Origin of the sequence: Granulicatella sp. 20925_1_28 (assembly GCF_041433575.1) — a bacterium.
Classification (GTDB): Bacteria; Bacillota; Bacilli; order Lactobacillales; family Aerococcaceae; genus Granulicatella.
The window spans coordinates 24,748-49,373 of sequence record NZ_JAPWBS010000001.1; the positions used below are offsets into that span (position 1 = coordinate 24,748).

The following is a 24,626-nucleotide window of genomic DNA, read 5'->3' on the forward strand; positions in this document are numbered from 1 at the left end:
CATGGATCCAATATTGAATCGATTCGGATATGATGAATTCCGAGAAGGACAACAGGAAGTCATTACCGCTCTTGAGGAAGGGCATGATGCGATTGCGATTTTACCAACAGGAAATGGGAAATCGTTTATTTATCAATATATTGGCGTCAAAGAAAAGTGCAGAGTCGTGATTGTGTCTCCGCTGATTGCATTAATGGTCGATCAAGTTGCTAGTTTAAAACAGCTAGGAATTCATAGAGCGGTGGCCATCACGTCTCTTATGTCAGAGTCTGAGAAGAATTATATTTTAAGTACGTTAAATGAGTTTCAATTTATTTTCGTTTCTCCAGAGATGCTACAAGCGCCTAGATTCTTTAAGCAATTATCAAAACTGGAAATTGGTTTACTCGTCGTCGATGAGGCGCATTGTATTTCACAGTGGGGGTATGACTTTAGAAGCGATTACCTATTTATTGGTAAGATGAGAAAGAGTTTGGGAAGTCCAAGAACGTTAGCGTTAACGGCAACAGCGACGACACAAGTCATTCATGATATTTATACCTTCTTAGGATTAAACAAAGAAGATACGACTTATTTCCAAGGACATGCCTTCTTGAAGAATCGTGAAATTGATGTTATTTCGGTTGAAGGACTTCGCAGTAAGATGCTTTCTGAATTGTTGAAGCGTGTGGAATATCCTTGTATCGTGTATGCCTCAACGATTAAAGAGATTGAAGGGTTAAAAGAATCGCTCCAAGAGGAAGGATTTACAAAAATCGATACCTTCCATTCCAAGAGACATAGTAGTGATCGACAAACCATCCAGCAGAAGTTCTTTAGAGGAGAACTCAACATTTTATTAGCGACAAGTGCTTTTGGAATGGGGATTAATCAGTCGAATATTCGAACAATTATTCATTACCAACTACCTCAAACGCTTGAAGATTATGTGCAACAAATCGGTCGTGCGGGTAGAGACCTGCAGTTTAGTCGTTGTATCGCCTTTGTTCATCCAGACGATTTTTCCGAAATGGGACGTAAAATTGAACGGTCGTATGAAGCAGGTGACGAGGAAGAAACGGAACTGCATCAAAATATCAAAGAGATTGCGAACGCATTTCGTTGGAATAATGAACAAAAGAATGAATTTATCAAGATGCAACGAACACGTAAATTAAAGCAAGTGGGGCAGATTGAAGAGTTTGCGACTACGAATCAGTGTAAAGAACAGTACTTAGCACAGTTCTTCGGAGAAAATCGTAAAGAGCCGTGTGGGAAGTGTAGTAGTTGCAGGCATCTTGATTTATTTTTACTGGATGTAACAGAAAATTGGAATGAAGAAGAAAATGGCAAAAACACCTTCGAAGAAAGCTTTAAGAAATTATTTAATCTATGATTAAATAGAGTGATTTTTTGAGAAATTATGCTACAATAGTAATAAAGTAAAAGTTTGCCCTGAGTGTAAGAATATGCTATATTGTGTAGTGAATTGACTGAGGATAGCATTGGGTCAAATTAGGAGGATTTTTGAATGAGCGATAACTTTAATAATAATGAAGATTTAAATCAAACAGAAGAACAACCATGGGAAAGAAAATTTGGAGAAGATGAGAATTTAAAGAATCGTCAATTCTCTCGTAGTGCTAGAAACTCAGGTGGGAAAGCAGTAGCACCATTATCAAATGTGTTATTATTTGTGTTCCTTATTGTAATTGTTGCACCAGTTTTATTTATGATGTGGTTCTCAATTAGCAATAATAGTAATCAAGTAAAACCAAGAACAGCTGATGATGTAATGTTAACGAAGACTGTTGAAACTACAACAGCAACTCCAGAAACAACAGCAGCTACAACAAAACAAGAAGCTACTACTACAGCTAACGAAGCTACAACAACAGCTCCTCGTCAAGCTCAAACAACTCAACAAACACCAACAACTCAAGCGCAACAAAATGGTAACTATGGAACATATACAGTTAAAGCTGGAGATACTTTATACCGTATCGCAGTAAACCATGGTATGGACGTTGCGACATTAAAACAAATTAATGGTCTTACAGGAGATAACATTGCTCCAGGAACAACATTAAAAGTTGCACAATAATACAGAACTATATTAGCGGAAGTCTGAGACGCAAGACGTTTCAGGCTTTCTTTTTGAGAAGGAGAGAGAATATGCAAGTTGCTATTGATGGACCAGCTTCGTCTGGGAAAAGTACAATTTCAAAATTGATTGCCAAAGAAACTGGTTTTCTTTATCTAGATACTGGTGCGATGTATCGTGCTACAACATTGGCATTTTTAAGAAATAATATTTCAGTAGATGATGCGTCAGCAATCGATGAATTGCTCGAAAACTTAGTCATTAGTTTTAAAAATACTGAAGATGGCCAACTCGTTTTCTTAAACGGGGAAGATGTGACTCGTGAGATTCGTGATCTTGAAGTGACACGAAATGTATCGGAAGTTTCAGCGATTAAAGCAGTTCGTGTAAAACTTGTACAAATGCAACGTGAGATTGCAGAGAACCATTCCATCATTATGGATGGTCGCGATATTGGTACAGTAGTGCTTCCAAATGCTGAGTTGAAGATTTTCTTAGTAGCATCTGTAAAAGAACGTGCGCTTCGTCGATTCAGAGAAAACCAAGAAAAGGGCATTGAATTATCTCTTGAAAAATTGGAAGAAGAGATTGCTCACCGTGACTTCTTAGATAGTACTCGTAAAGAGTCTCCTTTGAAAAAAGCGGATGATGCAATTGAAATCGATACGACAAGCCTATCAATTCAAGAAGTCGTTTCTAAAATTACGAATCTTATCCAAGAAAAGTTAACGAATTAACCAGATTTTACACAAAAACACTAGAATTCGTTTTCATTTAGTGGTATGATTGTAAGTGGATAAAAAGTTTTATTTTGCACAAAAATCAAACTTGATGTTCGCATGAATTGTCGCGCTTAGGAGGAAGTCACATGTCAGAATTACAAACAATGCAAGATGCGCTCGATATCGTCAAAGATATTCAAATCGGAGATTTAGTACAAGGTGAAGTATTAACTCTACAAGATAAACAAGCCATCGTCGGAATTATCGGTGGAGGAGTTGAAGGGGTTATTCCTTTCAATGAATTATCTACATCACCAGTTGAACGTGTAGAAGACGTTTTAGCTGTAGGAGATGTTGTTGATTTAGTAGTCATCAAACAAATCAAAGATAAAGAAAATGGAAGTTTCTTACTTTCTAAAAAACGTGTAGATGCACGTAAAGTTTGGGAAGAAATTCAAGCTAAATTCGATAACAAAGAAATCATCGAAGCTCCAGTTGTGGATGCTGTTAAAGGTGGTTTAGTAGTGGATGCAGGAGTTCGAGCTTTCGTGCCAGCTTCAATGGTATCAGACCACTATGTTGATAACTTAGCTCAATTCAAAGGCCAAACATTAGCTTTTGAAATCGTTGAAATCGAACCAAGCGAAAATCGTTTAATCTTATCACGTAAAAACTTAGTTGCAGCTGAAAAAGCAGCTAAGCGTGCAGCTGTATTTGAAGCAATTCAAGAAGGTTCTGTAGTGACTGGTAAAGTTGCTCGATTAACAAACTTCGGTGCGTTCATCGACTTAGGTGGTGTGGATGGATTAGTTCACATTTCACAAATTTCTCATGAGCACGTTGCAAAAGCAAGCGACAAATTAAAAGTTGGCGAAGAAGTTCAAGCAAAAGTTATTTCAGTAGATCCAGAAAACGGACGTGTATCATTATCAATCAAAGATACATTAGCAGGACCATGGGACAACATTGAAGAACGTGCAGCAGTTGGTTCTGTATTAGATGGTTTAGTAAAACGTCTAACTACATTCGGAGCATTTGTTGAATTATTCCCTGGAGTAGAAGGATTAGTTCATATCTCACAAATCGCTCACCAACATATTGCAACACCGCATGAAGTTCTCAAAGAAGGTCAAGAAGTTCAAGTGAAAGTTCTTGAAGTTCATCCAGAACAACAACGTATTTCTTTAAGTATTAAAGCTTTACAAGAAGCTCCAAAACCTGAAAAAGAAGAAGTTGAAGAAGTGGTTGAAGAAACTTACGAATTACCTGAAGAAGATGTTTCATTCTCTTTAGCAGATCGTTTAGGTGATCAACTTTCTGAACTTAAAGTTGAAGAATAACATTCAAATAAAAGTTAAGTGGAAATAGTCTGGACTGGTTCCAGACTATTTTTATGATAGAATTAGAGAAAAAGGAGGAATAGTATGTCAACACCAGTTATTGCCGTTGTAGGAAGACCAAATGTCGGAAAATCTACAATTTTTAACCGTATTGTCGGAGAACGTATCTCTATCGTAGAAGATATCGCCGGAGTCACTCGTGACCGTATCTATTCTGAAGGTGAGTGGTTAGGTCACTCATTTAATATTATTGATACAGGTGGAATTGATATTACGGATGAACCGTTTATGTCAAACATCCGTATGCAAGCAGAGATTGCGATGGAAGAAGCAGATGTGATTATCTTCCTTACAAGTGTGAAAGAGGGCGTGACAACGACTGACGAACACATTGCAAAATTACTCTATCGTACAAATAAACCAGTTTTACTAGCTGTTAATAAAGTCGATAATCCTGAATTGCGTTCTGAGATTTTTGATTTCTATGCATTAGGATTCGGTGAACCCTTCCCAATTTCAGGAAGTCACGGGCTAGGTCTTGGAGACTTATTAGACGCAGCTGTTAAAGCTTTCCCTGAAGATAAAGGAGACGAAGAGGATAAAGATGTCATTAAGTTTAGTTTCATCGGACGTCCAAACGTAGGGAAATCAAGCTTAGTGAATGCGATGCTTGGTGAAGAACGTGTAATTGTATCGAATGTTGCAGGTACGACTCGTGATGCCATCGATACGACATTCGAGGATGAAGAAGGTACTGTCTTTAAGATGATTGATACTGCCGGTATTCGTAAGAAAGGTCGTGTCTTCGAATCAACTGAAAAATATAGTGTCTTACGTGCCTTAAGAGCGATTGAACGAAGCGACATTGTTTGTGTGGTCTTGAATGCCGAAGAGGGAATTCAAGAACAAGATAAGAAGATTGCCGGATACGCTCATGAAGCTGGTAAGGGTGTCGTTATTTTAGTGAATAAATGGGATACGCTTGAAAAAGATAATTCAACGTATAAAGAGTTTGAGGATAAGATTCGTCAAGAATTCCTATACTTATCATATGCTCCGATTATTTTTGTATCTGCAAAGACAAAACAACGTCTTTCAAAAATCCCACCAATTCTAAAAGAGATTCATGAAGTTCGTTCACGTCGTATTTCATCATCAGTCTTAAACGATGTATTGATGGATGCGATCGCGATGAACCCAACTCCAACGGATAAAGGGAACCGCTTGAAGATTTACTATATGACGCAAGTGGCGATTCAACCACCAACATTTGTCACATTTGTAAATGACGTTGAATTGATGCATTTCTCATATGAACGATTCTTAGAAAACCGTATTCGCTCAGCTTTTGGATTCGAGGGAACACCAATTCATATGATTACGCGTCAAAGAAAGTAAAAAAATTCATAGCAAGCTTATAAAACAGGATATAAAACGTTGAAACTATTGAGGTTGAATGGTATAATTTAGAGGAAATCAAAACTAATTTTCGATTTCCAGATAAGTTGGACCACTCAACGAACTCTGATAGAAATTCTTATTTGACGGAGGTGAAACTAAAATGGCTAACAAAGCAGAATTAGTAGATCGCGTTGCTAAAAAAACGCAATTAACAAAGAAAGATGTTTCAGCAACAGTTGAAGCGTTATTCGAAACAATTCAAGAAGCTTTAAAAGCAGGCGAAAAAGTTCAAGTTATCGGATTTGGTACATTCGAAGTACGCGAACGCGCTGCTCGTAAAGGACGTAACCCTCAAACAGGTAAAGAAATCAAAATCAAAGCTTCTAAAGTTCCAGCATTCAAAGCTGGTAAAGCTCTTAAAGATGCAGTTAAAAAATAATTCCAATGAATTATTTTTCATAGCATGAAGTTTTAATTGGTGTTATATTAGAGTTAACTCTATATAACACCTTCTTTTTTTGGTGTAAAACTTTAATAGATACATATACTACTCGCAGTTCATCTGCAAAAGGAGACATTATGACACAAGTAATCGAAGCGATTGAACAAGCCTTACAAGAACAAGATATTGATAAAGTCTATGAACACTACCATCGTTTTTTTGACAATTTTGATCCAGAAAAAGACCTTCAAGAGATGGCAGATTTAGCGACTTATTCTGTATCGATTGGATTCTACGAAGAAGCAAAACGTGCTCTGTTACGACTCACTGAAGTGGAACCAGATGAAGCGATTTGGACAATTTTATTAGCCGAGATTTTAGTGGCTGAAGGAGAAACAGACCAAGCGTTATCGATTCTGTACGATATTCCTGAAACAGACACAGACTACCCAAGTGTGTTGGTGGTTCAATCGGAAGCATACCGAGAAGAAGGAGATTTCGACTTAGCAGAGAAGAAACTCTTAAAAGCAAAAGACTTGGAACCAGATGAAGCGATTATTGATTTTTACCTTGGAACATTATTATTTGAAGCGGGAAGTTTCGAACGCAGTGCATTTTTCTTGGAGCGTTTCTTAAAACAAAATCCAGCAGAAACTGGGGAAGAAGAACGTGCACAAGAACTGTACGTTGAAGCCACTTTAAGAATGGGCGATAAAGAGCCATTAGAGCAATTTATTGGCGAACAAAGTATCGACGGCCTCTCAAGTGATTTATTGTTCCAGATGGCCTCATATGAGTCCATTGAGGGCAACTATGAGGAAGCTCTCGAGTATTACATGGAACTTCTAGAACGTGAACAAGAAAATAGTGAAGTGACACTGAATGTGATTCAATGTCTTTTAATCTTGAAACGTGACGAAGAAGCAAAAGATTATGCAAAGAAATGGATTGCTTTTGATGAATTGAATGATGAAGCACATCGTATTCTTGGCCAAATCGAAATCGCAACAGGAAATTCTAAAGTTGGATTACAAGAATTAAAAGAAGCGGTTGATATTAACAGCGATTCTTTACTTAATGTGACAAGTTATGTTGAGGCTTTAAACGATGAGGAAGAATATGAGGAAAGTATTGCATTCCTTGAAACCTTAGAAACAAAAGAAGATGCAGTGATTCTTTATCTATTTGCGAAAACTTATGAAGCAATGGAAGAGTACAACGAGGCCTTTACATACTATCAAAAAGCCTATGAAGCCGGGGAAAGTTCTGTTGAATTCTTAGAAGATTATATCCGCTTTATGATTGAAGAAGGACGTAAAGATTTAGCAGCACCAGCCTTACAAGAAGCATTAAAGGTAGATCCATTTAATCCTGAGTTTATTCGTTATACATTTATTTTTGAAGAGTAGGAGGGATACTTTGTTTAACCCAAGTTTAGAAACGAAGAAGAAATTTATTTCGTGGTTCATTTCAAATCATTCTTTGAAAAGAAGAGAGTCATTGTGGATTCTGAACTACTTGTTAAACCATGAGTTATTGCTGAAACAAATTCATTTCGTTGAGCATGTAGAAGCTACTCCAAAAGGAATGTTATTTTCAACGATTAAACCTGCTCAAGAATCTTTTCTATTCTATAAAGAAGGAACAAAATTCGATAATCCAGAAGTGGCGTTTCACGATATGCGTCTTCATTGGAAAGAAGATTGCTATGTGGAATTAGACTTTCCAAACGCTTATAAGAGTATGGTGAGTTTTGCTGTATTAGAGAAAAATCCTTACTATTTCTCTGAAGTAGAAGAGATGGAAGTAGTCGATGAGGAATTAGATAGTATTCAAAAAGAAGTGCTGATTTCTCAATTAAAAGCAGAAATCAATGAGGCTCTGGAATCAATGGACTCTCAGCGTTTTATGGAACTAACAAATCGATTAAAGGAGTTAGAAGATGAGTGATTTTAAACGAAAAGTTGATATACAATCGGTACCGCTCTTCGTTAGTGCACTCCCTGTTCTTCAAACGTTAAAAGAAGCCGGACACGAAGCCGTTTTTGTGGGTGGGTCAGTTCGCGACTTAGTTCTTGGAAAAGAAATTTCGGATGTGGATATTGCAACGAGTGCAACTCCTGAAGAAGTGAAAAGTCTCTTTTCTCATACAGTAGATGTGGGAATCGAACACGGTACCGTTCTTGTACTCCATCATCATGATAGCTATGAGGTGACAACATTTCGTACGGAAGGGACGTATCAAGATTTTAGACATCCAGATTCTGTGACCTTTGTCAGAAGCCTGGAAGAAGATTTGATGCGTCGCGACTTTACAATTAATGCTCTTGCGGTTAACGACAGAGAAGAAATTGTTGATTATTTTAATGGGATTGAAGATTTAGAACGTGGCATTATTTGCTGTGTTGGAAATCCTATGGAACGTTTTAATGAAGATGCCTTGCGTATGATGCGTGCGGTCCGTTTTGCTGGGCAATTAGGTTTTTCGATTGAATCAGATACATTTAATGCGGTACGTACTTTAAAAGCCAATCTCGAGCGAGTGGCTGTGGAACGTATGAAAGTTGAGTTTGAGAAAATGATACTGAGTCCACATCGCACCCTTGCCTTTAAAGCCTTTGTGGAAAGTGAGTTATATCAAGCTTGTCCAGATTTTAAAGAGGCTAAAGAAACGCTCTTAAAAGTGGGTGAGTTCCCGTTAGACAAACTTACGATTACTCAAGCTTGGATTTTATTTGCTTACTATGAACGATTAAGTATCCCTCAGTTAAGAAAAGTATTGAAAAACTGGAAATCATCGAATGACCAAATCTCTACTGTATTAACAGGTTATCAAACATTGCTCGCTCGTCTTGAAAAAGAATGGGATGCATTTCTTGCTTATGAGTGCCCAGAAGACTTAGCTGTTGAAGTAGAGCAGTTGTTGCCAGGAATTGGTCGAGCAGAGGAACTAGAAAAGCTGAAGGCTGTGTATCAACAATTACCGATTCGTTCGATGAAAGACATTCAAATTGATGGGTTTGGAGTTAAAGAAGCGCTTGGCTTAGAGAAGATGGGGCCTATTATTGGCGAAGTCTTACAAGCTCTTCAAACAGAGATTTTATCTGGTAGTTTAGCCAATGAAAATACTGAGTTAGTTTCATGGATTAGAAATAATTTCAATGAAAGTAAATAAAGTTTCATTGAAATGAAAAACAATTTATTGAAAGCCATTTAATTTAATATAATTCTTGAATGAAAGGCGTTTCAATGGTATTATCATTTTGTAAGCAATAATTTATTTTAAGGAGTGACCCTATATGAAAAAGGTTATGTCAGGTTTACGTTTTGTATTTAGAAATGGAGAAACATGGACGATTAATCGCCGTTTGATTGGTGACTTATGGATTAAAAAAGTTACAACATCATTTGGACGTATTAACGGTGGAGAATTCCAAGAAATTCACCCATGTGAATCATTACGTATCGAAATCTTCCCTGAAGCAGACCACGTTATGTCAGAAGACATCAACTTAGGTGGTTTAGAATTAGGAATGTTCGAACGCGTTAAAAAATATAGCGATATCGAATTAATGGATATTTTATATGTTGATGGAAATCATCCAAAATCAGATGTAATTGTTGACAAAGATCGTGTTTATTTCCCATACAGCCCAGTAGATGAAGATGGAAATGACAACAAATACCAAAGTTCAACAATTGGTTCACACGGTAACTTATTCATCGTGATTGACCCAGAAAAATCTGTGGAAGATATCTACCCAGAAATTTAATTGCCAATTGAACCTAGGACATTTGTCCTAGGTTTTTTATTTAGTTTAATTTATTTATTTTATTATATAAGAAGTCTAGTTCTTTTCATGATTTCAAGGTATAATAAACCTATCACAAGTTAAAGGAGAAAGTGTATGAAAGTTTGTTTTATTGCAGCTGAAGCAGCTCCCTTTGTTAAAGTAGGAGGGTTAGGAGACGTTATTGGTTCTCTTCCAAAAGCCCTTCGTGAATTAGGCGTAGATGCACGTGTTATTTTACCTTTGTATTCTAGTATTGACCGCGAACGTTTTGGCTTAAAATACAAAGCATACCAATTTGTTGATTTAGGTTGGAGACATTCGTATTGTGGAATTTTCGAGACTGAAGTGGACGGAGTTCCTTGTTATTTTGTAGATAATGAACAATATTTTAATCGTGACAGTATTTATGGTCAAATTGATGATGGAGAACGTTTTGCTTTCTTCTCAAAAGCAGCTCTTGAAATCTTACCAGCTCTTGATTTTAAACCAGATGTTGTGAATGTAAACGACTGGCATACAGCACTTTCTGTCATTTACTTAGACGTGTTGAAGAGTCGTGAAGCAGAATTCTATAAAGATATGAAGAGTGTGCTTTCGATTCATAATATCGAATTCCAAGGTCGATTCAACCCATATGAAATGGGAAATCTTTTCGGATTAGAAAATAAATATTTTGACGCACTCATTTACAATGGTGACGTGAACTTACTAAAAGGTGCGATTCAATTAGCAGACCGCGTGAATACAGTAAGTGAAACGTATGCTCGTGAAATCTTGGACCCTTATTTCTCATATGGACTCGACAAGATTTTAACTGTTGAACAAGGAAAATTACGAGGAATCTTAAACGGAATTGATGTGGATAAATTCAATCCAAAAACAGATCCAATGATTCCTGTAAATTACGACTTAAAAACCTTTGAAGATAAGGTTCAAAATAAATTAGCATTCCAAAAAGAGATGGATTTAGAAGTGAATGCCGATATTCCTTTAATCGGAATGGTAACGCGTCTCACTCATCAAAAAGGAATCGACTTAATTTTACAAGCAAGCGAAGAAATCCTTAAAACAGGTGCACAATTAGTCATTCTAGGGACAGGGGATGCTCATTACGAGAGTGCCTTACGTTCACTAGAACATTACAGACATGATCGTGTTCGTAGTATTTTATTATTCTCTAATGAGATGTCTGCAAAAATCTATGCGGCAAGTGATTTATTCTTAATGCCTTCTAAAACAGAGCCATGCGGATTATCACAACTGATTTCAATGCGCTACGGAACAGTTCCTGTTGTTCACCGTGTTGGTGGTTTGCGTGATACAGTTATTCCATTTACAGGCGTTGAAGGAAATGGATTCACGTTTGAGAGTTTCCAAGCTAGTGATATGATGGATGCGATTTACCGCGCTGTGACATGCTTCTACCAATCACCTGATGAATGGAAACAAATTATCAAGAACAATTTACAAAAAGACGTAAGCTGGGAACAGTCCGCTAAGAAATATTTAGACTTATACCATGAAGTGGTATAAAAATAAGGAGGCTCTTAAATGGTCGAAAAAAGTTTAACAAGTCGTGTAGAAACTTCATTAAAGAATCAATTTGGTGTAACCATCTCAAATGCTAGTAAGAGACAAGTGTACGAAGCGATGATGAGATCTGTTCGTGATATTTTAATGGAAAAGAAATTCAGCTATGAACAAACATTAAAACAAACTCGTCAAAAACGTGCGTACTATATGTCAATGGAATTCCTAGTAGGACGTACACTTCGCAATAACTTATTCAATTTAGGTATTGAAAAGGAAGCAAAAGAGTTCTTGAGCGAAAACAATTTTTCACTCGATGAAATTTACAATATGGAACCAGATCCAGGTCTAGGAAATGGTGGTCTAGGACGTCTTGCGGCTTGTTATTTAGATGCCTTAACAAGTAATGAATACCCAGTTACAGGATTCTCAATTCTTTACGAATACGGGATTTTCAAACAAGTCATCACAAATGGATGGCAACAAGAATTCCCAGATCAATGGTTGGATCTTGGAAAATATGGCTTAGTGTACCGTAATGATGAAGAAGTTGAAGTACGTTTTGGTGGAGAATTAGAGCAAGTCATGACTGAAACTGGCTTAAAAGTGAACCATAAAAACTATACTTCGATTCAAGCGGAACCATATGATTTATTAATCTCTGGTTATGATGCTTCAGCAGTAAACACACTCCGTTTATGGGAAGCGAAAGCAAAAACTGGTTTCAATATGAAACTATTTGAACGCGGTGAATATTCTAAATCATCAGAAGCAGAAGCAATTGCGTCTTCTATTTCTAAATTATTATATCCAGCTGATGTTACAAATGAAGGTAAAGAGTTACGTATTAAACAACAATACTTCTTCATTAGTGCTTCATTACAACAATTAGTGAAAAACCATTACCGTGAATTTGGTACATTAGAAAACTTCTCTGAACATGTAGCGCTTCATATTAATGATACGCACCCTGCAATGGGCGTTGCTGAATTAATGCGTTTATTAGTGGATGAGTATGGCTATGGATGGGATAAAGCGTGGGAAATCACGACGAAGACATTTGCATATACAAACCACACCATCATGGCAGAAGCATTGGAAAAATGGCCAGTTTCCTTATTCCAACCAATTCTTCCACGTATTTACTCAATCATTGAAGAAATTAATAGACGTTTCTGCTTATGGGTCATGGAACAAGGCAAACAATATACATTACGTGATACAGCGATTATTTATGACGACATGATTAAAATGGCAAATCTTTCTATCGTGGGTAGTCATTATGTAAATGGTGTATCAAAACTGCATAGTGATATTCTTGTTCGTGATACTTTCAAAGCATTCAACGACTTATATCCAGGAAAATTCGGTAACGTAACAAACGGGATTGCGCACCGCCGTTGGTTAGGTCAAGCAAATCCAGAACTTGCTACTTACTTAGAAAATTTAATCGGAGATGACTTCATTAAAGATCTCTCTGGTATTTCTAAATTGAATGCTTATAAAGATGATGAGAAAGTACTGAAAGATTTACAAGCCATTAAATTAACGAAGAAAGAGCAATTAGCGACTTACATTAAAGAAACGCTTGCTATTTCAGTAAATCCTCATTCAATCTTTGACGTACAAGTGAAGAGATTACATGAATACAAACGCCAATTATTAAATGCGTTACACATTGTATATCTTTACCATGAGATAAAATACAATGGATTACGTCCAACTCCACGTACATTCATTTTTGCTGCGAAAGCTTCTTCAGGATACCAAATGGCGAAAAACATTATTAAATTCATCCACTCAATTTCTCAAATGATTGAAAGTGATGAATTAGTGCGTGAGTACATTAAAGTAGTATTCATTCCGGACTACAAAGTGACATTAGCGGAAATCATCTTGCCAGCTGCAGACGTGAGTGAACAAATCTCTCAAGCCGGTAAAGAGGCGAGTGGTACTGGTAACATGAAACTGATGTTAAATGGTGCAGTGACTCTTGGTACAATGGACGGAGCAAACGTTGAAATATACGAAGCTGTAGGCGAAGACAATATTGTCATCTTCGGTTTAGAAACAGAAGAAGTAGAAGCGTTATATGCAAAAGGCTACAAACCTTGGGAATACTATAATCATTCACCTAAGATTAAGACCGTTCTTGATTTCATCCGTACAATGACGGTTGGTGGTATGAACTTCAACTTCATCGTGGATTACTTATTAACTCAAGATCACTATATGTGTCTTGCAGACTTTGACAGCTATGTTGAAGCACAAGAGCGCATTGAAAAAGCCTACAACGATTCATCTAAATGGATGAAGATGAGTCTTGCGAATATCGCAAATGCTGGAATCTTCTCAGCTGACCGTTCAGTAGAAGAGTATGCAAAAGACATTTGGCACATCAAACCTGTTCAAGGTTAATGAAATAAAAAAAGAGATTCTCACAAGTGGGCAAGCCCCACTGTGAGAATCTTTTTTAATTTACCGATTAAATTTGATAAGCAGCAAAGCCATTCGCAGGAACAAGAATTCCATTTGGATGATTTCTTGTTTTGTGGCTTGCAAAAATCTGTTTACCATGGAGACCTTCAATGTACTCTGTATTGTCATTCATATTGACAGCACATAGAAGAGACTCACGTTGGAAGACAAGGCATCCTCCATTTTCATATACAACGTTAAAGTTACCTTTAAAGTCTTCTTTATACTCAGTTCTAAAGGCAGTTAACGCTTTGTAATGAGTGAAAATTTCTTCGTTGATTTCTTTTTTGCTAAATGTCTTACGGTTATATGGGTCACGGAACCCTTGCATTCCAATTTCATCTCCGTAATAAATCGAAGGAATCCCTGGAAGAGTGAATTGAATGAAGCTTGCAATTTTAAGTTTTTGAATCGTATCCGCAAGTTCTTTTCCAGTTAATTCGAGAGTTGGACGTTCATGGAGAGGTACGGCCTCAGTATTGCCAAATCCAATTTTTGTAATGATGCGTTCTGTATCGTGACTATCCAGTAAGTTCATTAGAACCTCAAGTGCTGGTTTTGGATAATGGTCAATCAATTCTTCGATGGCAAAGCGTAAAGCATGAGCATTCTTCGTTTGAACAAACTCAATAATGGCATCTTTCCAAGGGTAGTTCATAACGCTGTCGAGTTGTTTTCCTAAGAAATAGCGACGACGTTTATCATAGGCATACTTGGTTGTAGCATCTTCCCATACTTCACCAATAATGAGAGCTTCTGGATCTGTTTGTTTTACGGTTACTCGTAACACGTCTAAAAACTCATCAGGGAATTCATCGGCTACATCTAAACGCCAACCACCAATTCCTAAATGCTGCCAGAATGGTAGTACACCAGTTTTAGGATTATTGATGAAATTCATAAATTCTGGGTTTAACTTATTTACGGTTGGAAGATTTGTAAATCCCCACCATGAGTGATACGTATGTGGAAACTCCATAAAGCTAAACCATGGATAGTATGGTGACTCTGTTGAGTTATACGCACCCACGCTATCATAATGACCTTGCTTGTTGAAGTAAATACTGTCGTCACCAGTGTGACTAAATACGCCATCTAAAATAATTTCGATTCCATGTTTTTTAAACTTTGCACATAGCTTTTTAAAGTCTTCATTCGTACCTAAGTAAGGGTCCACATTGAAATAATCTGCAGTAGAGTAGCGGTGGTTATCTGGACTTTCCATAATTGGATTTAAGTAAATACAGTTTATATTTAAGGCTTTGAAATGATCTAGTTCTTCTTCAATTCCTTTTAAATTCCCAAGGAAGAAATCCTGCGCCTTGTAATTTTCGTGTGTGATACTCGATTGAGGCAATTCATCCCACTCATCATGACGGTAACGAATATCTTCGTTCGCGGCTTTTTTAGCTTTATATTGTTCACTTCTCTTAAAACGGTCTGGGAAGATTTGATACATAATCCCACCCTTAAACCATTCTGGAGTCGTAAATTGTTCTTCGTAAACCGTTAATTGCCAACTGTTAATTTCATGATAGTTCAGAACAGGAACAGCTTGGAATTCATGGTTAGAAAGAAAGTAAGTTCCGATTTCAGAACGAACTTCAAAATAGTAGAAATATAGTCCTGTATGTAAAGGTGAGATTTCAAATGAGTATAAAGTTGCATCCGCATCAATCGTAGAGCGACTTGGATGATAAATACTTGTTGTTTGTGTAAAGTCTTCTTTTAAAACTAATTGGATAGAAGAGAGGTGAGTCTCTTTGGTAACTTTAACTTGAATAAAAATAGTTTGCTTATCCGTCACTGCCCCTGAAGGATATTTATTTTTAAGTGAGTGATAGAAAATCATAATAGGCCCCTTTTTTTAAAAATCTATTTCCATTGTAATACAAACATGTGGAAAGATATACCAAAATGGTGATTATGAAAATTAATGAGAAAAAAGCAATTTTTTTCAAGAAAATTCATGAAAACCTATACGAATATTTAAGAAATATGTTATAATCATAACAAGAGAATTTGTTTGGGAACCGAGCTCTCTAATTTTTTATAGCAAGAATGAAAACGCTTATTTTCTTTTTGTTAGCGAATGCGAAAAGGAGTGATTGTTTAGTGCAACAACTAGCAGAATATTTATTTCATGAGGGAAGAAACTTTCATAGTTATGATTTCTTAGGTAACTTTCCAGGTGATAACGAATGTACATTCCGAGTTTGGGCTCCAAACGCTAAAGAGGTATATGTAACAGGCGATTTTTGTGACTGGAGACCTACAGATTACCGAATGGAACGCATTAACCAAAATGGTATCTATGAAATAACCATACCGAATGTGAAACAGTTTGATTCTTATAAATATGTCATTGTTCCTCATCACGGTGACTGGTTGTGGAAAGCTGATCCATATGCACGTCACGCTGAAACAAGACCACAAACTGCTTCCAAAGTTTATCATTTCCCAGATTTTTCTTGGACGGATGAAAAATGGATGAAGAAGAGAACAGTACCCTTCCAGGAAGCTTTGAACATTTATGAAGTCGAGCTAAGCTCATTTAAGAAAAAGGAAAATGGAGACCCATATTCCTATCGTGAAATGGTTGATGTGTTAATTCCTTACGTAAAAGAAATGAATTATACACATATTGAATTATTACCGATTACGGAATATCCATATGACAAATCTTGGGGATATCAAGTAACAGGATTCTTCGCAGCGACTTCTAGATTTGGAACGCCTGAAGATTTTATGTACTTTGTGGATGAATGTCATAAAGCAAATATTGGTGTGATTTTAGACTGGGTTCCAGGACATTTTACGAAAGATGCCTTTGGATTATATGAATTTGATGGAACACCTTGCTATGAGTACAGTGACCAACGTATTCAAGAGCATAAAGGATGGGGAACTCGTGTCTTTGATTATGGAAAGACAGAAGTGCTTTCATTCCTTTACTCTAGTGCAGTACTTTGGCTTGAAAAATTCCATATCGATGGACTTCGAGTGGATGCTGTAAGCTCAATGTTGTTTTATAACTATTGTCGAAGTGAAGAAGAGTCTGCACGTAATATTTACGGAGGATTCGAAAATTTAGAAGCCATTCGATTTATTCAATCTCTTAATGAGTTTGTTCGTAATGAGTATCCTGGAGTAATGATGATTGCTGAAGAGTCTACTGCGTTCGCTGGGGTTACGAAACCAGTAGAAGAAGGAGGGCTTGGTTTCCACTTCAAATGGAATATGGGCTGGATGAATGACTCTCTAGATTACTTAGAGAAAGATCCGCTTTTCAGAGGAGGAATTCACAATCAATTTACATTCTCAATGATGTACGCCTTCTCAGAAAATTATATTTTACCAATTTCTCACGATGAAGTCGTTCACGGTAAAAAGTCACTCCTAGATAAAGCTTCAGTTCCTTATGAAGATAAGTTTTCGAACTATAGAGCTTTCATGGGGTATATGATGGCCCACCCTGGTAAAAAATTAAACTTCATGGGAAATGAAATTCCACAAATGATTGAGTGGAATGAAGAACGAGAATTAGACTGGTTCTTATTGAAATATCCAATTCATGATGCGACTCATCGCTATGTGAAAGACTTGAATGCATTCTATAAAAAACATTCTGAGTTATGGCAACTAGATGGTGGCTGGACTGGTTTCAGATGGCATGAAGTTGAAGATGTTTGGAATAACTGTTTCGTCTTCTCAAGAATGAACTCTAAAGGCGACTCAGTGATTGTGATTTCTAATTTCTCAGGAAACTTAATTAAGAATTACGAAATTGGCGTTTCAAAATGGGGTAGTTACAAAGTAGTTTTAAACTCTGACGCTAAAAAGTATAACGGAAGCGGAGTGGTCAATCGTGGACTTCATACAGTTACCGAACCACATAAGGGCTTTGATTATAAACTTGCGGTGAACGTACCACCGTTTTCAACAATGTATCTTATCAATAATCAATAATCGGAGGTTGAACGTATGGCAAGAAAGCAAGAAATCGTAGCAATGCTACTAGCAGGTGGACAAGGAACACGTCTGCAAGTACTGACAAAGGATATGGCTAAACCAGCTGTACCTTTTGGTGGGAAGTATCGTATTATCGATTTTCCTCTCTCAAATTGTTCAAATTCAGGAATTTCTACTGTTGGTGTTTTGACTCAGTTTATGCCGCTTGAATTGAACTCTTATATGGGAAACGGGAACCCGTGGGACTTAGACCGTGTGGACGGAGGATTAACAATTCTTCCACCGTATACTGCGGGTAAAACTGGGGAATGGTATAAAGGAACTGCCAATGCGATTTATCAAAATATTAAGTATATCGAGCAATACGATCCAGAGTACGTTTTAATCTTATCTGGCGACCACATTTATAAAATGAACTACAACAAGATGCTTGAATTCCATAAAGAGAAAAAGGCAGACTTGACGGTTGCTCATATTAATGTGCCTATAGAAGAAGCAAGTCGTTTCGGTATTTTAAATACGGATGAAGATTTACGTATTGTAGAATTCTTGGAAAAACCTGAACATCCGGTTTCAACGAAAGCTTCAATGGGGATTTACATTTTTAACTGGAAAGTATTAAGAGAATACTTAATTCGTGATGAAGAAAATCCTGAAAGTGAAAAAGACTTTGGTAAGAATATTATTCCGATGTTGCTTGAAGAAGACCGCCGTATTTATGCCTTTCCATTTGCAGGATATTGGAAAGACGTTGGTACCATTGAAAGTTTATGGGAAGCTAATATGGACTTAATTAAACGAAGAGAAGAATTTAATATTTCTGATAAATCATGGAAGATTTATTACCGCCACGAAGGCAGACTTCCTCAATATATCGGAGAAAGCGCCGAAGTGACAGATTCTATGATTTCAGATGGAACTATTGTACTCGGTAAAGTTCATGAATCTATTGTTTCTTCTGGGGTATCGATTGCAAAAAACTCCAAGGTTCTAGGTAGTATCATCATGCAAAATGCAGTCATTGAAGAGGGAGCCACAGTTGTTAACTCAATTATTGCAGAAGGCACGGTTGTGAAAAGCGGTGTGACTGTGGGCCATGAAGAAATTGAACTTGGAAAAGATATGATTACCGTAATCGGCAATTTCGAAGTGGTAGAAGAAGATACGAAAGTTGGAGGAAATTAATATGATCAAAGCGTTTTGTATATTGTTTGCAGATAATTATAGAAATGACGACCTTCAAGGGTTAGTCAGAAATCGTACAGCAGCTGCTTTACCAGTTATTTCCCGCTATCGTATGGTGGACTTTATGTTATCCTCCCTTGTACATGCTGATATCGATAATATTGCATTATTAACGAATCATAATTATAAATCTTTACTTGATCATGTCGCTTCAGGAAAAGATTGGGATTTAAACCGTAAGCACCGTGGTTTGAAGATTATTACTCCGATGTCAAACTACTTATCAACACGTATCCCACAAAATAAAATTGAAGCGTTAGCGAATACGATGGTGTATACGCAAGATTTGGATGAAGAGTTCGTTATTTTAGCTGATACAAATATTATCGGGAATATTGATTTCAAAGAGATGTTCCAATATCACTTAGATACAGGTTCCGATATTACAGTTGCTTATACGTATCGCAAACCAACAGTAGGGGAGTCGCAAATTATCTTTGATGAAAATCATCAAGTTTATGAGTCACTCTATCATTTTGATGGATCAGATAATGAATGCGCAACACAAGTGAAGATTTACATCTTAACAAAAGAATTATTCAATGGTATTGTGAAGAAAGGTTTGACACTTGGTTGGGAAGATATCTTACGCGATTATATCTCTAAAAACCTTGAAACATTACGTGTATTTGCATACCAAATCAAAGGGTACTTAAAAGTTGTTAATACGATTAAAGATTACTATGACTTGAATATGGAAATGCTTGATTTCGAAAACTTACGTGATGTATTCCTTTCAGGCACTCAAGTGATTACGCGTGTTAAAGATACCGTTCCTACGAGCTACGGCAAGAAGGCGCTAGTGAAGAATTCTATTCTTGGAGATGGTACGAAGATTCGAGGTACTGTTGAAAATAGTATTATCTTCCGTGATGTTGTCGTAGAAGAGGGTGCCGTTGTTCGGAACAGTATCATTATTTCAAACACAGTCATTAAATCTGGTGCTCATTTAGAATATGTGATTGCCGATAAAGATGTGACTGTAAAACAACATACCGTTTTAACAGGTACAGAAGAAGTACAAGTGGTCATCGATAAAGGTAAAACCGTTTAATGAACATTTAAAAGAATAAAAGAAAGCTTGAGCAATCGCTCAAGCTTTTTTTTGCCTTAATCCTTTTCTACTGTTTGCAACAAGAGAAATAAGTTAGTAAACTAAATAAGTAGGAATTCTTAGAAAGGAGCTTTTCTCATGGTAAGAAAATATGCGGTCATTGATTTAGAAACGACAGGGCCAAAATATGAGAGCGGGGATCGAATCTTCCAATTTGGTTGTACCTTAATTAATGGCGATGAAGTGATTGAACATGTCTCACTCAATATTAATCCTGAAAAAAGTATTCCATTCGAGATTCAATTATTAACAGGAGTGACCAACGCAGATGTTGCAAAGGCTCCATATTTTGATGAAGTAGCAATGACCATTTTTAATCTTTTAGAAGATAGAACGCTGGTTGCACATAATGTAGGATTTGATGGGCCTTTCATAATATCAGCTTTAAAAGATACATTAGGACTCGATTTAGAGGTTCCATTCATTGACACAGTACAACTAGCGCAGATTTGCTATCCGACGGCTCTTAGTTATAGACTCAGTGATTTAACAGAGTGGTTAGAGATTCGTCACAACCAAGTACATACAGCAGGTAGTGATGCGCGCGCAACTGCTGAGTTGTTTTTAAAAATGAAGACGAAGCTAAGGACGTTGTCATATATCACTTTGAACCAACTGACCGAATTTTCAGGAGAATTACTAGGGGATACGGGGAAAGTTTTTGAGGAGATTTTAGAAGAAAGTATAAAAGAAAGTATAAAAGAAGAACAGAAAGAACTTCCGGTTGAACAAGGTTTCGTTGTTTCACCGCTAGTATTGGAAGAGATTGAGGTGAAGAGCTCTAAGAGAAAAATCAATGCACTAGAAGCTTATCAAAAATTAGTAGAAGGTGGATTTTTAGAGGATAAGTCAAGTCAACGTAAGATGATTTCAACGATTGAATCGCTTCTTGAAAAGGATGAACCTTTGCATTTTATCGAAGCAAGTCCTGGTTCAGGTAAGACTTACGCATATTTATTAGCAGCGTTTGAAAAAGCTAGTAAGCGTAATCCAATCTGGATTGTAACTTCGAATTTGCTGTTGCAACAACAATTGATGGAAGATAGTATCGCACCACTTATTTCTGAGTTGAAGATAAAGACGTCAGTCGTATCTATAAAGGGGCAACGACATTATATTGATTTATCTGCATTTAAACGTTCAGTTCAAAAGTATAAGGAAGAAAGAAGTGCCAGAAATAGTCTTTCAATCATGGGGTTAATCGTCTGGATTACCCAGACGAAGACAGGAGATTTATCGGAATGTAACCAAGTCCTCCATCAAGCATCGTTGTGGAAAAACATTTCGGTGAAAGAAGCAGAGAAAGAAGGAAGTCTATATTGGAACAAGGCGGTCACTTATGTACAACAGAGTCCTGTTGTGGTAACGAATCATGCCTTCCTTATCCAGTATGCCTCAACGATTGCTCATCGTATTAAACCTGCTGTTCTTCTCGATGAAGTGCAACAATTTGAGCATGCACTAGAACAATTTGGCACGATTACCGTTAATTTCTCTCCTCTATTTGAAGTGCAACAATTGTGGTCTGATCATCACTTAAATGCGATGTTTCATTTCTCGAAAGAAGAGGAACATCTTTCTCGTACTATGAATCGTAAGTTATTAGAAATCTGTGATTTATATGAAACGTGGTTTGAAGAATTGAAGAGCACTCAACAACTGTCAACTTCTTTTGTATTTACAGCTACAGAGTGGAAAGATTCTATTCACTGTGAAATGGTGAAGGCGATGCAAAAAGCTCTGTCTGGCGTGATGAATCTATTACAAGCCAATGCAGATAAGACAAGTTTATACGAAGAGAGTACACATTTATTGCAAGAGTTAATAGAATCTATTGCGCAATTCCAAAAGGATGGGAATGATTATTTTGTCATTGAAGAAAAAGAGCAATATGGACAAAATACCCTCGAACTATTAAGAGTTAGACCGGTCATTGAAGTCTTCAATCAATTTAAAGAGAAAATCAGACAACTGATTGGGATTTCTGCAACGATACCAACGTTTACGCCATTATTCCATGAGTTAGAAGCAAAAGAGAAGCTTACGGTGATTAATACTGAAAAGAATCATAGTAATCATCATATTTTCATTCCAAATGATTTAGTGGCCGTGAATTCTTCTTCAAGTCAACAATATCACGCACAAATTGCAAGATGCATTGAACAGATATATGAGCGCAAGGGTGGAAGAATGCTTGTATTAATGCATTCAGTAGAAGCGCTCTTAGCAGTAGAGAGCTTGTTAGAAGGATTTTGTTACGCTCATCAGATTGATTTGCTTGCTCAAAAAGGTCCTCAGATGGGACGAAGAATTCAACGTCGTTTCCAAGAACGAAATGAAGCGATTTTACTTGGTGTTTATAGTTTCTGGGAAGGATTTGATAGTGGTGGACAATCGATTGATTCCCTCGTGATTACAAAATTGCCGTTCCCAAATCCGGTATCCACAGCGCAACAAATTATTCAACTTGAAATGAAGGAACAAGAGCGTTCTTATTTTGGACATTATGCGATGAAGATGATGCTGCTTCAACTCTATCAGGGACTAGGACGTTTTAGTAGACCTCATCAAAAAAATGCCGAGATTTGGCTATTAGATGTTCGGGCTACAATTAGTAAATATGCACTGAAAGTGAAGAGCGTTTTTCCAGAAAATGCCGTGGTCATTGAGAAACCATTTAAGAAGTGTTTGAACGTTACAAAGAATATAAATTCGTAGCGTTCTTTTATGGTGGATGGTGGTATTTTTGCTTTAAATAGCGTATAATACCATTATCTATGAAAATTAGAGTAGAGGAGAGAAATTGATGAAACGCAGAACAATGTTTATTCTTTTACTCACTTTATTTCTATTATTTTTAGCTGCTGCAAGTATCTTTTTAGTAAGTGTGGATCCAAAGATTAAAAAACGTAACGAAGCACTTACGATGATGGCACCAACCGTAGAATTTTCAAAAGTAACGAAGTTTTACTTGTACAATACGGATGCGTCTTATTACACCGTTATGGGTGAAGATAAAGACGGAAATGCCATCTACGCAATCATTCCTGAAGAAGGTGGAGATGTCACAATTCTTCAGCAATCAGCAGTGGTCAATGAGCAAGAAGCTCGTTCTATTACATTACAAGATAAACCAGATGTTGAAGTGCTTGAAGCAAGACTTGGCCTTTTAAATGGGGAACCTGTATGGGAAGTCAATTATCGTATGAGTAATCAACGTATTGGTTATTACTATATTTCAGCGAAAAATGGTAAATGGATTAAAGATATTGAGAATATATAGAAATTGGTGATTTATGGTAAAAATTTCAGATAGAGTATCGAAAATTTTGCCTTCAGGAACTCTAGCGATGACACAAAAAGCTAGAGAACTAAAAGCTCAGGGAAGAAAGATCATTAGTTTGTCGATTGGTGAACCTGATTTTAATACACCTGAAGTGATTACAGAGGCAGCCATTGATGCTTTAAGAAAACACGAAACCGATCATTATACACCAGCTTTGGGAATAGATAAGTTAAGACAGGCGATTTGTGATTTTCATAAACGTAAAGATGGAATTGATTTGCAAAAGGAGCAAGTTGCGACTTTTGCGGGTGCTAAATTTGCGCTGTATTCAGTCTTTATGACTTTAGTAGATCCAGGAGACGAGGTTTTAATTCCAATTCCTTACTGGGTGAGTTATGCCGAACAAATTCAATTAGCAGATGGCGTTCCGGTGTATATTGAGACTAGAGAAAAAAATTCGTTTAAACTAACAGTTGATTTATTAAACGAATACGTAACAGATAAGACAAAACTCTTGGTGCTCAATGCGCCTTCGAATCCTTCAGGGCTCTTGTATACAAAAGAAGAGTTACAAGAGATTGGAAATTGGGCATTAGAACATAATGTATTTGTCGTATCAGATGAAATCTATTATGAGTTAGTCTATGATGCGCCTTCCATCAGTATGGCAAGTTTATCCCAAGAGATTTTTAATAACACATTAGTCATTAATGGATTATCAAAATCAGTTGCGATGACTGGATGGAGACTTGGATATGTATTCGGTCCAAAACGAATCATTAGAGCTTTAAATGACTTAACAAGTCATACAACAAGTAATCCTGCTGCGGTTGTACAGTATGCAGCCATTCGCGCTTTTAACGAAGATGTTGAAGTTAGTAAAAAAGAAATGCGTGATGAGTTCCAAAGAAGAATCGACGTATTTCATGGATTACTAAACGATATTCAAGGAATTAAGTGTGAGAAGCCTAAAGGAGCGTTCTACTTATTCGCGAATGTGAAAGTAGCCATGCATATCGTAGGCGTAGCTTCTTCAGAAGAGTTTGCTCTAAAGCTACTCGAAGAAGCAGGGGTTGCAACAGTATCCGGAGAGAACTTTGGATGCAACGGTTTCCTAAGACTTAGCTGTGCTAATAGCGAAGAGGAATTAAGAGAAGCCGCTAATCGAATTAAGGAATTTATTGAATCATATAAGTAAAGGAAGAGTGATATTTTGAAA

19 protein-coding genes are annotated in these 24,626 nt (G+C 36.9%); 18 read left to right on the forward strand and 1 reads right to left on the reverse strand.

The features are described 5' to 3' along the window. The first annotated feature begins 1 nt into the window (after position 1). The 12 genes from O3793_RS00130 (at position 2) to O3793_RS00185 (ending at position 13,730) form a co-directional block, all read left to right on the forward strand. Complete coding sequence (locus tag O3793_RS00130) at positions 2 to 1,375, forward strand: RecQ family ATP-dependent DNA helicase (RefSeq protein WP_175814708.1); 1,374 nt, start codon at positions 2 to 4, stop codon at positions 1,373 to 1,375. Positions 1,376 to 1,510: 135 nt separating this feature from the next. Beyond that, entirely contained in the window at positions 1,511 to 2,083 is a 573-nt protein-coding gene (locus tag O3793_RS00135; RefSeq protein ID WP_175814710.1) for an SAG1386/EF1546 family surface-associated protein, read from the forward strand. Between the two features lie 71 nt (positions 2,084 to 2,154). Next, on the forward strand, positions 2,155 to 2,820 hold the full coding sequence (gene cmk / locus O3793_RS00140) for a (d)CMP kinase (RefSeq protein WP_048710074.1): 666 nt from the start codon (positions 2,155 to 2,157) through the stop codon (positions 2,818 to 2,820). 131 nt (positions 2,821 to 2,951) lie between these two features. Next, positions 2,952 to 4,145 carry a 30S ribosomal protein S1 gene (gene rpsA / locus O3793_RS00145; protein WP_175814712.1) on the forward strand — a complete coding sequence of 398 codons (1,194 nt, stop codon included), beginning with the start codon at positions 2,952 to 2,954 and terminating at the stop codon, positions 4,143 to 4,145. A gap of 84 nt (positions 4,146 to 4,229) precedes the next feature. Continuing rightward, positions 4,230 to 5,543, forward strand: a complete 1,314-nt coding sequence (der, locus tag O3793_RS00150) for a ribosome biogenesis GTPase Der (RefSeq protein WP_049554467.1) — start codon at positions 4,230 to 4,232, stop codon at positions 5,541 to 5,543. 163 nt (positions 5,544 to 5,706) lie between these two features. Further along, entirely contained in the window at positions 5,707 to 5,985 is a 279-nt protein-coding gene (locus O3793_RS00155) for an HU family DNA-binding protein (protein WP_175814714.1), read from the forward strand. A 140-nt stretch (positions 5,986 to 6,125) separates the two neighbouring features. After that, positions 6,126 to 7,397: a tetratricopeptide repeat protein gene (locus O3793_RS00160; protein ID WP_371444680.1), complete on the forward strand. Its 1,272-nt coding sequence runs from the start codon at positions 6,126 to 6,128 to the stop codon at positions 7,395 to 7,397. Between the two features lie 10 nt (positions 7,398 to 7,407). Next, positions 7,408 to 7,938, forward strand: a complete 531-nt coding sequence (locus tag O3793_RS00165; RefSeq protein WP_371444682.1) for a YpiB family protein — start codon at positions 7,408 to 7,410, stop codon at positions 7,936 to 7,938. Continuing rightward, entirely contained in the window at positions 7,931 to 9,163 is a 1,233-nt protein-coding gene (locus tag O3793_RS00170; RefSeq protein WP_371444684.1) for a CCA tRNA nucleotidyltransferase, read from the forward strand. The genes O3793_RS00165 and O3793_RS00170 overlap by 8 nt, the downstream gene beginning before the upstream one ends. A 124-nt stretch (positions 9,164 to 9,287) precedes the next feature. Next, complete coding sequence (locus O3793_RS00175; RefSeq protein WP_371444685.1) at positions 9,288 to 9,761, forward strand: hypothetical protein; 474 nt, start codon at positions 9,288 to 9,290, stop codon at positions 9,759 to 9,761. 135 nt (positions 9,762 to 9,896) lie between these two features. Beyond that, positions 9,897 to 11,315 (forward strand): glycogen synthase GlgA, encoded by a 1,419-nt coding sequence (gene glgA, locus O3793_RS00180; RefSeq protein ID WP_371444687.1) that lies wholly within the window; start codon positions 9,897 to 9,899, stop codon positions 11,313 to 11,315. 18 nt (positions 11,316 to 11,333) lie between these two features. Further along, the gene (locus O3793_RS00185) at positions 11,334 to 13,730 is read left to right on the forward strand and encodes a glycogen/starch/alpha-glucan phosphorylase (RefSeq protein ID WP_371444689.1); all 2,397 of its coding nucleotides are present in this window, start codon (positions 11,334 to 11,336) and stop codon (positions 13,728 to 13,730) included. Positions 13,731 to 13,797: 67 nt separating this feature from the next. Here the strand turns inward: O3793_RS00185 and O3793_RS00190 are convergent, their stop codons facing one another. Beyond that, positions 13,798 to 15,642 carry a glycoside hydrolase family 13 protein gene (locus tag O3793_RS00190; protein ID WP_371444691.1) on the reverse strand — a complete coding sequence of 615 codons (1,845 nt, stop codon included), beginning with the start codon at positions 15,640 to 15,642 and terminating at the stop codon, positions 13,798 to 13,800. A 263-nt stretch (positions 15,643 to 15,905) separates the two neighbouring features. Here O3793_RS00190 and glgB point away from each other — a divergent pair, with 263 nt between their 5' ends. From glgB to O3793_RS00220, 6 genes are all read left to right on the forward strand, one after another. Continuing rightward, positions 15,906 to 17,759 carry a 1,4-alpha-glucan branching protein GlgB gene (gene glgB / locus O3793_RS00195; protein ID WP_371444693.1) on the forward strand — a complete coding sequence of 618 codons (1,854 nt, stop codon included), beginning with the start codon at positions 15,906 to 15,908 and terminating at the stop codon, positions 17,757 to 17,759. 15 nt (positions 17,760 to 17,774) lie between these two features. Then, complete coding sequence (locus O3793_RS00200) at positions 17,775 to 18,947, forward strand: glucose-1-phosphate adenylyltransferase (RefSeq protein WP_371444695.1); 1,173 nt, start codon at positions 17,775 to 17,777, stop codon at positions 18,945 to 18,947. A gap of 1 nt (position 18,948) precedes the next feature. Next, positions 18,949 to 20,061: a glucose-1-phosphate adenylyltransferase subunit GlgD gene (gene glgD, locus O3793_RS00205; RefSeq protein WP_371444697.1), complete on the forward strand. Its 1,113-nt coding sequence runs from the start codon at positions 18,949 to 18,951 to the stop codon at positions 20,059 to 20,061. Between the two features lie 138 nt (positions 20,062 to 20,199). Then, on the forward strand, positions 20,200 to 22,839 hold the full coding sequence (locus O3793_RS00210; RefSeq protein ID WP_371444698.1) for an exonuclease domain-containing protein: 2,640 nt from the start codon (positions 20,200 to 20,202) through the stop codon (positions 22,837 to 22,839). 88 nt (positions 22,840 to 22,927) lie between these two features. Then, entirely contained in the window at positions 22,928 to 23,404 is a 477-nt protein-coding gene (locus O3793_RS00215) for a DUF5590 domain-containing protein (protein ID WP_048709893.1), read from the forward strand. A gap of 67 nt (positions 23,405 to 23,471) precedes the next feature. After that, positions 23,472 to 24,605 (forward strand): pyridoxal phosphate-dependent aminotransferase, encoded by a 1,134-nt coding sequence (locus O3793_RS00220; RefSeq protein ID WP_371444700.1) that lies wholly within the window; start codon positions 23,472 to 23,474, stop codon positions 24,603 to 24,605. Positions 24,606 to 24,626 lie beyond the last annotated feature (21 nt).